Raw genomic sequence first — 13706 nt, 5'->3', positions numbered from 1 at the left:
TTTAATCTTCTTGACTATTTTTCCCATCCTTGTATACTTAAACTGATTTTGAAAAGCAGAGAGTGATTGATATGAAGGAAAAGTTAAAGCAAAAAGCCCGTGCGCTGCCCTTATCTCCAGGAGTCTACCTGATGAAAGATCGTCACGGAGACATTGTTTATATTGGAAAAGCAAAAAAACTGAAAGAACGGGTCAGCAGTTATTTTATAAAAAATAGTCAGCATTCCAGCAAAGTGAAACGAATGATCCTACAGCTGGCTGATTTTGACGTCATTCATGTGGATACTGAGCTTGATGCACTTCTGCTCGAGTGCCGCTTAATTCAACAACACCGTCCCATGTATAATCGACAGATGAATGCTTTTGAACGCTACAGCTTCTTGACAATTTTAAATGAGAAACAAAAAATTCGTCTAGCTACAGCTCCATTTCCAACAGGCACTTATACTTTTGGTCCTTACACTAGCCACAGACAGCTCCCAGAAATTACAGCCATTCTGGAAAAGCTCTATCATTTAAACCCGAATGATTCCTGGCATCGTCTATTTGCTCAAACAACTGAATCAACCATAGATTCAGACCTTATTTTGACAGAATTACTAGCTGCTTTTACAGGTCATCCAGAAGCGTTGGAAAAACGGCTGGAACAGAAAATGATTGCTGCTTCCGAGAACCTTCATTTCATTCAAGCTGCACAATGGCGAGATGACTGGCAGCTTATTCATCGATTCTTTCATAGACACGCTCAACTACTGCTCTCTCCTATCAATCAGCAGGAATGGCATGCTTTATGGCTGCCTATTGAGAACGGTGGAAAATGCTATCTTATTTATCAGGGGCTAGTATTAGCCGAGCACTATTTTCCAAATATACCATTAGCTGATACAAAACAATTGCTTCATGCTGCAGAAAAACTGCTGCCTGAACAGCCGGAAACAATTCATACCTATTCAAAAAATCAAATTGATTTCATTTATATTCTTCATATGTACTTGCAGCGAAACACTGCTTACCAACTCATTCCTATAAAAAATAGCTAAACAGACTGACTGACACGCCAACTGCTTAGCTATTCTTCTTCTTTATTTAAATTGTGTTCACTAACAACCGCATTCACAAGCGACATAACTACAGCCATTAAAACCGCAGCCCCAAAACTGGAAAATCCAAAGTTCATCTCGCCAACAAAAAACGAAGTCATTTTCAAAATTGCTGCATTCACTACAAAACTAAAAAGTCCGAAGGTCAGCAGTGTAAAAGGGAGCGATAAAACCGTCAGTATTGGCTTAACCAGCATATTGAGAATGGACAGAACAAAAGCCGCGACGACAGCAATCCCGATACTTTTCACATGAATCATATCGGGAAAAATTACTGCCAGCGAGACAAATGTCAGTGTGTTAACGACCAGACGTTGAAAGTAGGTCATTAAAAGTCACTCCAGTCTTCATCATCAACTTTTTCAGCTGGTTTTCTTTGCTGACTGCTGTAAGGATTTTCATTTCTCACATTACGATTATAGTTGTCATAGCTATTGTTGCTTCTTCTGCTGCGTCCTGAAGGGATGATAATCGCTAAGACGATATACACCAGAATTCCAGGGAAAGCGGCTGAAAAGAAGCTTATGATTACAAATAACACACGTACAATAGTTGGATCAATTCCCAGCCATTCAGCAATTCCGGCTAAAGAACCTGTCAACACTACGTTATTAGGAGATTTTGTCAATCTTTTTCTCATTTTACTCTCACCTCTTGCTCTTGATAATTTTTATAGACCTCGGGGAGAAAGCCGCTCTCCCCTTTGGTCAGTAGTACTCGTCATTCTTCTACCATTTATTTGTCAGTATCTTTTAAATAAATGTTTCCTGTTGTTGTAGAAGCGTTGATTTGAGCCATTGTTCCTTCATTTACACGTCTGAATTGAAGCATTTGATTTGTGCGTTCCTTCTTCTCACGAACAACTTCGTAGTCCGACATCCGGCTGTTGATACTGCCTAAGCTTGTCTTCACAGTACCTTCTGCTCCAATTGTATCAGGTAAAGCAATCTTCACATTGCCGTTGACAGAGCTGGCTTCGATTTTTCTCAGCGTGTCGTCTTTGGCAGTGATGCGCACATCTCCATTGATTAAAGAGACTGCAACATTTTGAGGGGTAGCAGTAACAGTGACTGTACCATTAACTGTTTCGATAATATTGTCCAGGATTTCTCCTTTATAAATCTTAATATCACCATTCACACCTTCAACTTCCAGCATCGTTGCATCGATTGAATTAAATGTGATTGAACCATTTGTTGATTTTGTATAAACATCTTTCGCTTTTAATTCTTCCACGCTGATGTTGCCGTTTAGAAGCTTCACTGATACATGGTCATACGTACGTTCAGGTAAGTAGAATACCAAGTCAGCTCTTACACGTTTGTTAGGGATTTGGAAAGAAATAACTTCTTCATCCACATCAATCTGACTTCTTTCAAGGAATGCCTCTAATGGTGTATCAGCATCCATTTTACCGTAAAGTTTAATTTTCCCTTCAACTTTAAGGTCTTCTTTGTCCCAAGTTTTAAATACGATATTTCCGTTCGCTACCTTCACATCAATCAGACTAGCGTCCACTGAAGGATAATTGAATTCATGGTCAAATTTCGTTGTAGCCACACCTGGTACACGGAAATTAACATCCTTCCATTCAACATTGTCATTGATTGTATCTGTAAATGTGTTGAATGTTTTCTTCAAGAATGAGCCTAGCTGAGAACCCGCTTCACTCATCTTTTCGCCTACTTGGTTCAATGTATCTGTTGCCTGATCTTTCCAGTCATCTGGAATATCAAATTTAGAAGCTACGCGGTCTTTTGTTTCTGTCCATTGCTCTTTACGAATATTTTTCAACTCTGCTTCTAAAGCAACCTTCTCTTGATTTTGATCAGACAAATTATCTTCTAATGCCTTCAACTCAGTTTCCAAAGCTTCTCTGCGGGCTAAGTCTTCTTCTGACAACTCGCCTAGCTCTTCTTTGGTATTCAACTCCATTAGAGATTCCTGAGCTTCTTTGATTTCTTCTTTCAGTCCTGCGATTTCCGCATTGACTTCATCAAGTTCAACAGATGCGTGATTGGCTTTAGTTGCCAGCTCATCCAAGATTTTTTCTAGATTCTTACGATCTGCTTCTGAACTTTCTTTCGCCTTTTCTTCAAAGGACTCAACCGCATCCTCAATTTCCTTGTCAGCAGATTCTGCTTTGTTTTCTAAGTCGTTTACTAAATCAGCGACCGAATCGCTTTCCTTTGAATCAACAGTTGTCGTTGTTACATCTACTTCATCGGCAGCCTTTTTGATTTGTTTTTCATCTTTTTCAGTTGCCAGATTTTCTAATAGGACCAAGGCTTCCTCGGATGACAGGATTCCTTTTTTAACTAAATCCAATACTCTTTCTCTTTCTTTCATGGAAATTGCCTCCTTAGCAAATTTTTCACCCTAAGGTGTCTTCCTTACATGTCTTATTATGCCTTCTTTTTCATTCTTTGTCATAGGACTTAAGGATGAATTTTCGCTCCATCTCAAGGACAGCACGATAAATATCAGAAATGTTCTTCTTTTTTTCAGTTTAATTATAGAGATTCTTCACAGATTCATCAACTTTTTTCTCTTTAGTCAAAGATAAATCTCAGAAGTTTTCTTATCTCTAAAATACGAATCCCTATACATCAAAAAGAAGATGCTAATCATCTCCGCTGCGTTTCTGCAACAGCAGTCTATTCCGTCTGTATTTACTTTATCAGTAAAGTTACTTCTATATTATATTGCTTAAAAAAGAAAAGGTTGGGACATAGTTAAACGCCCAAACCTTTCTTTCACTAAAATTTGTATAATCAGCAGGATAGTATTTTCGTAAATACGGAAACTATGTCCATTAGCCTTTGTAAAGCCTCCGAAAAGAATCGATTAACAAACAACTATGATGCTTTTGTATTTCTTTGTCATACTTTAATTATTCATCATGATTCGTATTCAGCTCTGTGATTTTTCCAGTAGCCAGATAAACAATCCATTCACAAATATTTGTAACATAATCGCCGATTCGTTCTAAATAAGTTGCTACATGAAGGTAATCTGTACCGCTGATAACCGTTTCAGGATCAGCCTTCATACTGTTGATCGAGTTTTTATAGATACTATTGAAGTATTCGTTCACTCGATCATCCATCTTAGCAATCATTCGCGCATCCTTTTGATCAGTCTTTACATAGGCAACAAGGACATTGTCTACCATTTTCTTCACATAATCAGACATATCGGAAATCTCTTTTTCAATCTCCGGAATTCTTGTTTCACCTTTCAAACGAATCGCTGATTTTGCAATAGATACCGCGTGGTCTGCCATTCTTTCCAAATCTGAGCTGGCCTTCATTACCGTAATAATCATCCGCAAATCAGTGGTTACCGGTTGCTGCAAGGCAATCATTTCAAAGCTTTTCTTCTCAAGCTTTACTTCCATTTCGTTGATTTCAGCATCATAATCAATCACTCCTTGAGCAATTTGCTTATCATGATCAATATAGGCACGAACCGATTTATGGACAGCATTGCTTACCATCATACCCATTTCGTAAAACTGATTATGCAGATTAAGCAGTTCTTCTTCAAACTGACTACGCAACATGTGCATTCCTCCTAAAAATTGTATTATCCGAACTTCCCTGAAATATAATCCTCTGTCTCTTGTCTTTTCGGATTTAAAAAGATTTTCTTTGTATCGTTAAACTCAATCAGCTCTCCTTGTAGAAAGAACGCTGTTTTATCTGAGATACGGGATGCTTGAGACATATTATGAGTCACCATAATCATTGTATATTTTTCTTTCAGTGTGAGCAACATGTTTTCTATTTTTCCGCTTGAAATTGGATCCAGCGCGCTCGTTGGTTCATCCAGCAAAATAATTTCCGGATTAACTGCCAACACGCGGGCAATACAAACCCGCTGCTGCTGACCGCCGGAAAGAGATAACGCACTCTTGTGGAGTTTATCCTTTACATCCTCCCAGACAGAAGCTGCTTTCAAACTGCTTTCTACTACTTCGTCCAATATCTGCTTATCTTTCTCACCTTTCAAGCGTAAGCCGTAAATCACATTTTCATACACGGAAAAAGGAAACGGATTGGGCTGCTGAAAAACCATGCCGATTTCTTTACGCAGTTCCACTGTATCGGTTTTCGGTCCGTAGATATCTTTGCCTTTATACATCACACTACCGGTGATTGTTACTCCAGGTATCAGATCATTCATCCGATTAAGAGAACGAAGATACGTAGATTTACCACAACCTGAAGGTCCAATCATAGCCGTAATTTCTCCTTGATTGATTGAGAGATCAATTCCCTTTAACGCTTCTTTTTTTCCATAATATAGATGCAGATCCTTTGAAGAAATAATTTCTTGTGTCATCGTTTTCCTCCTAACCAAAATGCCCGGAAACATAGTCTTCCGTTGCTTGTATTTTTGGTCTTGTAAAGATTTTCCGTGTTTCATCGTACTCAATAACTTTACCCAAATAGAAGAAAGCGGTCTGGTCACTGATACGAGCAGCCTGCTGCATATTATGGGTTACAATGATAATTGTGTAGTCATCTTTCAAGCTCACTAATGTTTCCTCTACAGTCCCAGTTGAGATTGGGTCCAAAGCACTGGCAGGCTCATCCAGCAATAAAATATCAGGCTTCATAGCAATTGCTCTAGCAATACACAGACGCTGCTGCTGACCTCCCGATAAAGCTAAAGCACTTTTAGAAAGATTATCCTTTACCTGATCCCATAACGCCGCCTGCTTCAAACTTGTTTCTACAAGCTCATCCAATTTATGCTTATCTTTTTCCCCATGCTGTTTCAATGCAAAGGTGATATTCTCATAAATAGACTTACTAAAAGGATTTGGCCGTTGAAAAACCATGCCAATTCGCTTACGCATTTCGTAAACATCAACAGCTTTACTATTCACGTCAACGCCTTTATACATAATCTTACCGGTAATCTTTGTATTGGCAATTCCATCGTTCATTCGATTCAGAGATCGTAGATAGGTGGATTTCCCGCATCCTGACGGTCCAATCAGTGCGGTAATTTTGCTTTTTTCAAATTGAAGATCTACGCCTTTAATTGCTTCGTTATCTCCATACCATACATGAAGGTCCTCTGTATGCAGTGCAACAGGCGTTTTCTCTGGATCCATCTGCATAATATTTGTATCGTTCCAATTATATTCTTTCATTTGTCTACTCCTAACATTAGGCTGATGTCAATCGCTTGTGTAGTTTATTCCCTATAAAACGAGCACCGAAGTTAAATAATAGAACTACGATAATCAAGACTGCCGATGCCCCAGCAGAAACCGCAGGTCCATCCGGCATCGTTCCTTCAGTATTTACTTTCCAGATGTGAACAGCCAGAGTTTCTGCTTGTCTGAAAATACTGATAGGACTGGAGACGCTTAGCGGATTCCAGTTACTGAAATCCAACGCTGGAGCACTTTGTCCAGCTGTGTAAATCAGTGCTGCCGCTTCGCCAAAAATTCGACCTGAGCTTAGAATAACTCCTGTCAAAATACCCGGCATTGCTTCTGGAATAATTACTTTTTTAACTGTTTCCCATCGGGAAAGACCTAAGGCAAGTCCGGCTTCCCTCTGTGTATAATGAACAGCTTTTAAAGATTCCTCTACATTTCTAGTCAACAATGGAAGATTAAAGAACGTCAATGCCAATGCTCCAGAGATAATAGAAAAGCCATAGCCAATCTGCACAACAAAAATCAGAAAGCCGAACAGACCGACAACTACGGAGGGCAGTGAGCTTAAGATTTCGATGGAGGTACGAATAACATCAGTCAGCCAGTTTTTTCTAGCATATTCAGATAGATAAATTCCTGCTCCCAAAGAAATCGGCAAACTAATAATCATTGTGATTAACAGCAGGTAAATAGAGTTAAACAGCTGAATACCAATTCCTCCGCCAGCTTGATAAGCTTTTGACGGCTTAGTCAGGAAATTCCAAGAAATGTGAGGGATTCCCCGTACCAGAATATAAAGGAGCAGCGCGGCCAGAATAAAGACGATGACTCCTGAAACAGTGTATAAAACAGCAGTAGCTGTCTTATCGGCTTTTTTGGCATTCATTATTTCAACACTCCTTTTCTACCTATAATCCGAATCACAATATTGAACAATAAAGACATCAATAGCAGAATCAAGGCAAGCGACCAAAGAACGTTATTTTCTACGGTTCCCATGATTGTATTGCCGATTCCCATTGTTAGTATACTTGTTAAAGTTGAAGCCGGTGTTGTCAGGCCGTTTGGCATTACAGCTGCATTTCCGATAACCATCTGAATCGCTAAGGCTTCACCAAACGCTCTTGCCATTCCAAAGACGACCGCTGTCAATATACCCGGAACCGCTGCCCGCAACACAACTTTATAGATTGTCTGCCAGCGGGTTGCTCCTAGAGCCAGTGAAGCTTCTCTGTAGTGTCTTGGAACAGCTTTCAGTGCATCGACAGTCATTGTCGTCACCGTTGGTAAAATCATGACAAACAGCACGAAGGTTCCTGCCAAAATACCAAACCCAGTCCCACCAAAAATTGAACGAACAAAAGGAACAATCACTGTTAAACCAATAAATCCATAAACAACTGATGGAATTCCCACCAACAGCTCAATTACCGGCTGTAGGATTTTTGACCCTTTTTTTGGGGAGATTTCTGTCATAAAAACAGCGGCACCGATTGCAAACGGTGTTGCCACAATTGCTGACAGAAATGTAACAACGAACGATCCGGTAATCATTGGCAAGGCTCCTACCATCGGTTTACCGTTCGAACCAACCTCACTTGGATTCCAGTTTGTTCCAAAAAGAAAATCAAATATATTTATTTTATCAGTAAAGAATGTAGCCAATCCTTTACTTGCCACAAAGTAAAAAATGGAAAGGACAACCAATACGATGAGCGCAATACAAAAGAAGCTAAGTAGCTTTCCCCGCTGCTCCATTTTTGCCCGTTTTGATTTTGTCAGTAACTGCTTTTGCACATCTTCCAAAAATAACTCCTCCTTGAGCAATACATAAGATATTTTCAAGTGTACGCTTTGAATTTCAATTTGCGTTTAATAACATGTAAATCTTGTGTTAAGTTTGTAAATTTTGTGTAAAGGTGATTAATCAATCAGATTTCCTTCCCAATCCCGTTCCACTTTCATTTTTGAAACAGGAATATAACCTAAGTCTTCAATTATTCCTTCCTGCACCTCATCGGACAGCATAAAATCGAGAAACTCTTTCGTTAATTCTTTTGGTTCACCTAAAGTATACATATGCTCATAGGACCAAATTTTCCATTCATTCGTTGCTACATTATCATCAGTTGGATCCACACCATCAACTTTCAAAGTTGCCACTTCATCATTGACGTAGGAAAAAGCTGTATAGCTAATAGCACCTGGTGTATCTGAAACGATAGACCGTACCATGCCGCTGGAATCCTGCTCCTGTGCGCGGACAGCTGTTTTACCATCCAAAACCCATTTTTCAAAGGTTGCCCGAGTACCGCTGCCGGCTGCTCTATTCAGAATAACAATGCTGATATCTTTACCGCCTAGCTCTTTCCAGTTTTTTATCTCTCCTAAAAAGATTTTTCTCAAGTTTTCTATAGAGATATCCGTCACACCCACATTTTTATTAATAATTGGTGTGATTCCTGCAACCGCAACTTTGTGATCGACCAGTTTATTCGCTTCAATACCTTTCTTTTCCTCAGCGAACAAATCAGAATTTCCAATTTCAACAGCTCCAGCCTGTACCTGACTCAAACCCGTGCCGCTTCCGCCCCCTTGGACATTAATAAACTTCCCGGGATTTTCACTCTGGAAGGCCTCACTAGCCGTTTCAACTAAAGGCTGAAGCGCAGAGGAACCAACTGCAGTAATAGATTCTCCCCGATCAATCCAGCTGGCACACCCTGAAAGAGCAAGCATACTTATTAAACTAAAAATAATGAATAATTTCTTTTTCATTTCCTCGTAAACCTCCAAATCCATTCAATCAGTTTATTTTAACATTAAGAATTAACAATGAAAATCAAATTACTTAAAATTTCCTTTCATTCAGTTCTTTTGAGTAATAAAATAACAAAAAACTTCAATCAAGCCTAGTTTGCTCAATTGAAGTTTTATATTTTTATTCTGTTTTACCTTATAGCAATGGTGAGATTAAGCGTGCCAGCCCCTCTTTAAGTTTAATAATAAAACCTCTCGCATTGTACTTTTCCTGTGTTAACAGCTCTGACACCTGAGAATCTTCGTAAAAAGAATCTCTAACTTTTTCAGAAAACTCCTGATCATAAATGATTGTGTTAATCTCAAAGTCCAGTCTAAATGAACGAACATCAATATTAGCAGATCCTACTGAAACGATGCCGCCGTCAATAATAACCGTTTTGGCATGTATAAAGCCATTTTCATAGGTTTCGATAATCGCTCCATACTCCAGCAGCTCTGCTGCAAAAGAATACGTTGCCCAATAAACCAGCATATGATCCGGCTTATTAGGAATTTGGATTCTTACATTAACACCAGAAAGAAGTGCCAGCTTAAGGGCCTCATGAATAGATTCATCTGGAATATAATAAGGTGTCTGAATTAAAATTTCCTTCTTAGCTAAAGAAATCATTTTCAAATACGTCATTTTAATCTGTTCATGTTCAGAATCAGGACCGCTGGTCACAATCTGAACAGCCTTTTTACCTACAGAAGTAATTGCCGGGAAATATTGTTCCCGATAGCTTAATTCTTCTGGGTGTTGAGAGTTCCAGTCCATTAAAAACCGGTTCTGCATACTATAAACTGCATCGCCGCAAATACGCAGGTGATTATCCCGCCAATAACCAAATTTGGCGACATTACCTAAATATTCATCCCCCACATTAAAACCGCCAGTATAACCTACCATCCCATCAATCACAACAATTTTTCGATGATTTCGATAATTGATGCGGGGGTTTAAATAAGGTACAAACAATGGAAAGAAAAATGCAACCTCTCCGCCTTCATTTGTCAACCTTTCAAAAAACTTCATATTCACTTGGGTGGAACCCCATGCATCCAGAAGTACGCGAACCTTTACTCCACGTTTTGCAGCATTAATCAGTTCTTCCCGAACCTCTTTCCCAAGGGTATCCGCACGATAAATATAGTACTCCATATGGATATGGTCCTTCGCCCGACGAATATCTTCAATCAGTGCATCAAATTTTTCACGTCCATCTGTATATAAAATAATATCGTTATTCGTTGTATACATGGAGCTTTCAAAAATCGTCAGCATATAAATCAACTGTTTGGGCTTTACTTCGCCAGTTGGCGGATGAGGAAACAGCCCTCTCCTCAAGGCATTCTTTTCATTTTCGATTTCGGCGTTCATACCAATTTTGGCCTGCATCTTCATGTCAAAGATTTTATCTTTAGATATTCCCCGTCCAAGAAAGATATATAAAACGAATCCCACAATAGGGACAAAGAAAAGAACCAATAGCCAGGCCCAAGTTTGAGCTGTTTCCCGTCTCTCACGAAAAACAATAACCAGCGAGAGCAAAATATTAGCAATAAAAATAATTACAAAGAAATTATCAATAAAAAAATTCATACATTCACCTCTAACTACGCTTTCCCACACTAGTAAGGATATCTAACTTGTCATGAGAAGTAAAGAAAAAAGAGAATGAAATGATTTTTCAAACAAATCATTTCATTCTCTTAAGCTTTTATATCTTCAAGAATCGGCGCATAGATATTACTGAACCTACAGAGCCGATAACAACTCCTACACCAATCATCAGTAAATTCAACTGCCACAGGAATTCTTCTGGCTTCAACATTGAATAGTTTGAACGCAGCAGCTGCAGATTCAGAACTTTAAATGCCTGATGATAACCAAAAGTCAGAAGGACCATTGGAATAATAGCTCCCAACAGACCGATCCAGGCACCTTCCAAGAAGAAAGGCCAGCGGATATATCCATTTTTCGCCCCAACTAAACGCATGATTTGAATCTCACGTTGTCTTGACAAAATAGTAATTCGAATCGTATTTGAAATTAGAAACACTGCTACGAATAGTAGTAAACCTGCCGCAGCAAGTCCCCAAGTCTGAACGGTTTTAGCTAATTGGAAAATCTTATCAGAAGACAATCCGCCATAATCGGCTTTAAATACATTTGCCAGCTTACCAGCTTCTTCAGAGATTTTCTTTGTTTGTTCTGGTTGTTTTGCACTTAAATAATACACATCGTATAGCGGGTTGCTGTCTCCTTCAAAAAGATTCCAGGCATCCCCCATTTGATCTTGAATTTTTTTAAGCTGCTGATCTTTATTAGAGTATGAAATACTTTCGACATTTGGAATTTTGCCTAATTCGCCTTCTAATGCCTGCATTTCCTCTGCTGTTGTACCAATATCAACAAAAACTGAAACTGTTACGTTTTCAGAAATATCCTTTGCCAATTTCGTTGCATTGAAAATCACTGCCATAAAAATACCTACAAGTATTAATGTGATTGTCACGGCACTTGTTGAAGCTATCGTCATCCAGCCGTTTCGCTTCAAACTTTTAATACTCTCAAGTAAATGAGTAAAAAATGTTCTAATCATCGTAGCCGTAATCCCCTTCCGCTTGATCTCGAATAATCCGTCCGTTCTCTATCGCAATTACCCGATGACGGATGGTATTTACAATCGTACTGTTATGTGTTGCCATCACAACCGTAGTTCCCTGAGCATTAATACGATCCAATAACTTCATAATCTCCCAGGAATTTTCGGGATCAAGGTTACCAGTTGGTTCATCAGCAATCAGAACTTTAGGCATATTTACGATTGCCCGTGCGATTGATACACGCTGTTGCTCCCCACCGGAAAGCTCACTTGGAAATACCCGTACTTTGTGCTTCAATCCTACAAGATCCAATACTTCCATAACGCGTTTCTTAACTTCACGAGGTTTTCTTCCAATTACCTGCATAGCATAGGCAACATTTTCATAAACAGTCTTTTTGCTTAACAGTTTATAATCCTGAAAGACAATCCCGATTTCTCTTCTCAGATAAGGAACTTCATTGTTCTTAATTCTAATCAGATCGTGACCGGCTACCTTTAGGCGTCCCTTTGTTGCTTTTTCTTCGCGGTACATCAACTTGATAAATGTAGACTTTCCTGCACCAGATGGACCTACAACATATACAAACTCACCTGGTTTTATTTCTATTGAAAGATTTCTAATAGCAGTTGTACCATTAGAATACTTTTTCATTACATCTTTCATTTCAATCATGATGTTTTCTCTCCATCTCCATAATAAAATCACTGCTTATTATAACATTAATTTATTTCAATCCTCTTTCAACACTTTACAGTTATATTTCATTTCAGTAAAGAGCTTAGCTGATTTGCATTTTTAAATAAGCATCGATAAATCCGTCAAGATCTCCATCCATGACTGCCTGTACATTTCCTGTTTCAAAATTAGTCCGGTGGTCTTTGACCATCGAGTACGGATGAAAAACATATGAACGAATTTGTGAACCCCAACCGATTTCCAGCTGTTCGCCACGCAGATTTGCTGCTTCCTGCGCCTTTTTCTCCAGTTCCAGCTGATAAAGCTTCGCTTTCAGCATAGACATTGCCTGTTCCCTATTTTTTAGCTGTGAACGTTGCGCCTGACTTGCTACAACCGTTCCTGTCGGGATATGAGTAATTCTGACCGCAGATTCTGTTTTATTAATATGCTGACCGCCGGCACCGCTTGCACGATAGGTATCAATTTTCAAATCATCAGAATTAATCGCTACTTCTACTGTATCATCCAGCTCTGGCATTACATCTACCGAACAAAAAGAAGTATGTCTTCGTTTAGCAGAATCGAAAGGTGAGATACGAACTAAACGATGGACGCCTTTTTCAGATTTGAGATAGCCATAAGCGTTATATCCTTTAATTTCCAGTGTTACACTTTTTATACCGGCTTCATCTCCAGCAAGATAATCCAATGTTTCCACTTGAAATCCATGACTTTCTGCCCAGCGCGTATACATCCTTAACAGCATGCTGCCCCAATCCTGAGACTCGGTTCCGCCAGCCCCCGGATGTAGTTCAATGATAGCATTGTTCTTATCATACGGCTCATTTAATAGTAGGGAAAGCTCATAAATCGACAATTTTTCAGTCAATTGCTGGATTCTGTCAACTAGTTCCTCATGAATCTCTTGGTCGTATTCTTCCTGTTGAAGCTCATTCATCACTTCCAGCTCCTCCAGCTCTTCCGCAAGCTGATTAAACTGCTGAAACTTTTCTTTATAGACATTTGTTTCATTGATCAACTTCTGTGCTTCTTCGGTGTTATCCCAGAAACCAGGCTCTGCCATTCGATGTTCAGCCTCTGCAATATCCTCTTCCAGCTGGTCTAAGTCAAAGAGACCCCCTAAAACTACTTATTTTTTCATTCATATCATCTAATGAATGACGAATTTCTGCATTTTCCATCTATCTTAAAACTTCCTTTCCTTTAAATCAATGTTAGCAATTTACTCCTTAAACTTCTATCTAGTAAAATGATTATTTACTCATTTTACCAGTACAAAGTAACTTACACAAATCCTTCCGGAAATGCAA

Annotated in this window: 14 protein-coding genes; 1 reads left to right on the top strand and 13 read right to left on the bottom strand. The window is 39.0% G+C overall.

Annotated elements, in window-relative coordinates:
- Positions 1–71 precede the first annotated feature (71 nt).
- Positions 72–1040: a GIY-YIG nuclease family protein gene (locus tag ACYSNQ_RS08040; protein ID WP_426082391.1), complete on the top strand. Its 969-nt coding sequence runs from the start codon at positions 72–74 to the stop codon at positions 1038–1040.
- A gap of 29 nt (positions 1041–1069) precedes the next feature.
- Here the strand turns inward: ACYSNQ_RS08040 and ACYSNQ_RS08035 are convergent, their stop codons facing one another.
- The 13 genes from ACYSNQ_RS08035 to prfB all read right to left on the bottom strand — a co-directional run bounded on the left by ACYSNQ_RS08035 (position 1070) and on the right by prfB (position 13577).
- Positions 1070–1429 carry a phage holin family protein gene (locus ACYSNQ_RS08035; RefSeq protein ID WP_426082390.1) on the bottom strand — a complete coding sequence of 120 codons (360 nt, stop codon included), beginning with the start codon at positions 1427–1429 and terminating at the stop codon, positions 1070–1072.
- The gene (locus ACYSNQ_RS08030; RefSeq protein WP_426082389.1) at positions 1429–1740 is read right to left on the bottom strand and encodes a PspC domain-containing protein; all 312 of its coding nucleotides are present in this window, start codon (positions 1738–1740) and stop codon (positions 1429–1431) included. Before ACYSNQ_RS08030 ends, ACYSNQ_RS08035 begins: the two co-directional genes overlap by 1 nt.
- A 95-nt stretch (positions 1741–1835) precedes the next feature.
- Positions 1836–3449: a daptomycin-sensing surface protein LiaX gene (gene liaX / locus ACYSNQ_RS08025; RefSeq protein ID WP_426082388.1), complete on the bottom strand. Its 1614-nt coding sequence runs from the start codon at positions 3447–3449 to the stop codon at positions 1836–1838.
- A gap of 544 nt (positions 3450–3993) precedes the next feature.
- The gene (gene phoU / locus ACYSNQ_RS08020; RefSeq protein WP_426082387.1) at positions 3994–4665 is read right to left on the bottom strand and encodes a phosphate signaling complex protein PhoU; all 672 of its coding nucleotides are present in this window, start codon (positions 4663–4665) and stop codon (positions 3994–3996) included.
- A 23-nt stretch (positions 4666–4688) separates the two neighbouring features.
- Positions 4689–5447 carry a phosphate ABC transporter ATP-binding protein PstB gene (gene pstB, locus ACYSNQ_RS08015; RefSeq protein ID WP_426082386.1) on the bottom strand — a complete coding sequence of 253 codons (759 nt, stop codon included), beginning with the start codon at positions 5445–5447 and terminating at the stop codon, positions 4689–4691.
- A 10-nt stretch (positions 5448–5457) separates the two neighbouring features.
- Positions 5458–6267: a phosphate ABC transporter ATP-binding protein PstB gene (gene pstB, locus ACYSNQ_RS08010; protein WP_426082385.1), complete on the bottom strand. Its 810-nt coding sequence runs from the start codon at positions 6265–6267 to the stop codon at positions 5458–5460.
- Positions 6268–6283: 16 nt separating this feature from the next.
- Entirely contained in the window at positions 6284–7168 is an 885-nt protein-coding gene (gene pstA, locus ACYSNQ_RS08005; protein ID WP_426082383.1) for a phosphate ABC transporter permease PstA, read from the bottom strand.
- Positions 7168–8088 carry a phosphate ABC transporter permease subunit PstC gene (gene pstC / locus ACYSNQ_RS08000; protein ID WP_426082381.1) on the bottom strand — a complete coding sequence of 307 codons (921 nt, stop codon included), beginning with the start codon at positions 8086–8088 and terminating at the stop codon, positions 7168–7170. The genes pstA and pstC overlap by 1 nt, the downstream gene beginning before the upstream one ends.
- A gap of 117 nt (positions 8089–8205) precedes the next feature.
- Complete coding sequence (locus ACYSNQ_RS07995) at positions 8206–9060, bottom strand: phosphate ABC transporter substrate-binding protein PstS (protein WP_426082380.1); 855 nt, start codon at positions 9058–9060, stop codon at positions 8206–8208.
- A gap of 178 nt (positions 9061–9238) precedes the next feature.
- Entirely contained in the window at positions 9239–10687 is a 1449-nt protein-coding gene (cls, locus tag ACYSNQ_RS07990; protein WP_426082379.1) for a cardiolipin synthase, read from the bottom strand.
- Between the two features lie 118 nt (positions 10688–10805).
- A complete protein-coding gene (gene ftsX / locus ACYSNQ_RS07985) occupies positions 10806–11690 on the bottom strand; it encodes a permease-like cell division protein FtsX (RefSeq protein WP_426082378.1) in 885 nt (294 codons plus the stop codon).
- The gene (gene ftsE, locus ACYSNQ_RS07980) at positions 11683–12369 is read right to left on the bottom strand and encodes a cell division ATP-binding protein FtsE (protein ID WP_426082377.1); all 687 of its coding nucleotides are present in this window, start codon (positions 12367–12369) and stop codon (positions 11683–11685) included. Before ftsE ends, ftsX begins: the two co-directional genes overlap by 8 nt.
- A gap of 106 nt (positions 12370–12475) precedes the next feature.
- A protein-coding gene (gene prfB, locus ACYSNQ_RS07975) for a peptide chain release factor 2 (protein ID WP_426082376.1) occupies positions 12476–13577 on the bottom strand; the annotation gives its coding sequence in 2 pieces (ribosomal slippage) (positions 12476–13504 and positions 13506–13577; 1101 coding nt in all).
- Positions 13578–13706 lie beyond the last annotated feature (129 nt).

Source organism: Enterococcus sp. LJL51 (genome assembly GCF_054871795.1).
This window is presented reverse-complemented; position numbering and strand designations above follow the sequence as displayed.

Coding starts and splice junctions, on each gene's coding strand:
- ACYSNQ_RS08040 (WP_426082391.1), top strand. CDS start 72: ATGAAGGAAAAGTTAAAGCAAAAAGCCCGTGCGCTGCCCTTATCTCCA.
- ACYSNQ_RS08035 (WP_426082390.1), bottom strand. CDS start 1,429: ATGACCTACTTTCAACGTCTGGTCGTTAACACACTGACATTTGTCTCG.
- ACYSNQ_RS08030 (WP_426082389.1), bottom strand. CDS start 1,740: ATGAGAAAAAGATTGACAAAATCTCCTAATAACGTAGTGTTGACAGGT.
- liaX (WP_426082388.1), bottom strand. CDS start 3,449: ATGAAAGAAAGAGAAAGAGTATTGGATTTAGTTAAAAAAGGAATCCTG.
- phoU (WP_426082387.1), bottom strand. CDS start 4,665: ATGTTGCGTAGTCAGTTTGAAGAAGAACTGCTTAATCTGCATAATCAG.
- pstB (WP_426082386.1), bottom strand. CDS start 5,447: ATGACACAAGAAATTATTTCTTCAAAGGATCTGCATCTATATTATGGA.
- pstB (WP_426082385.1), bottom strand. CDS start 6,267: ATGAAAGAATATAATTGGAACGATACAAATATTATGCAGATGGATCCA.
- pstA (WP_426082383.1), bottom strand. CDS start 7,168: ATGAATGCCAAAAAAGCCGATAAGACAGCTACTGCTGTTTTATACACT.
- ACYSNQ_RS07995 (WP_426082380.1), bottom strand. CDS start 9,060: ATGAAAAAGAAATTATTCATTATTTTTAGTTTAATAAGTATGCTTGCT.
- cls (WP_426082379.1), bottom strand. CDS start 10,687: ATGAATTTTTTTATTGATAATTTCTTTGTAATTATTTTTATTGCTAAT.
- ftsX (WP_426082378.1), bottom strand. CDS start 11,690: ATGATTAGAACATTTTTTACTCATTTACTTGAGAGTATTAAAAGTTTG.
- ftsE (WP_426082377.1), bottom strand. CDS start 12,369: ATGATTGAAATGAAAGATGTAATGAAAAAGTATTCTAATGGTACAACT.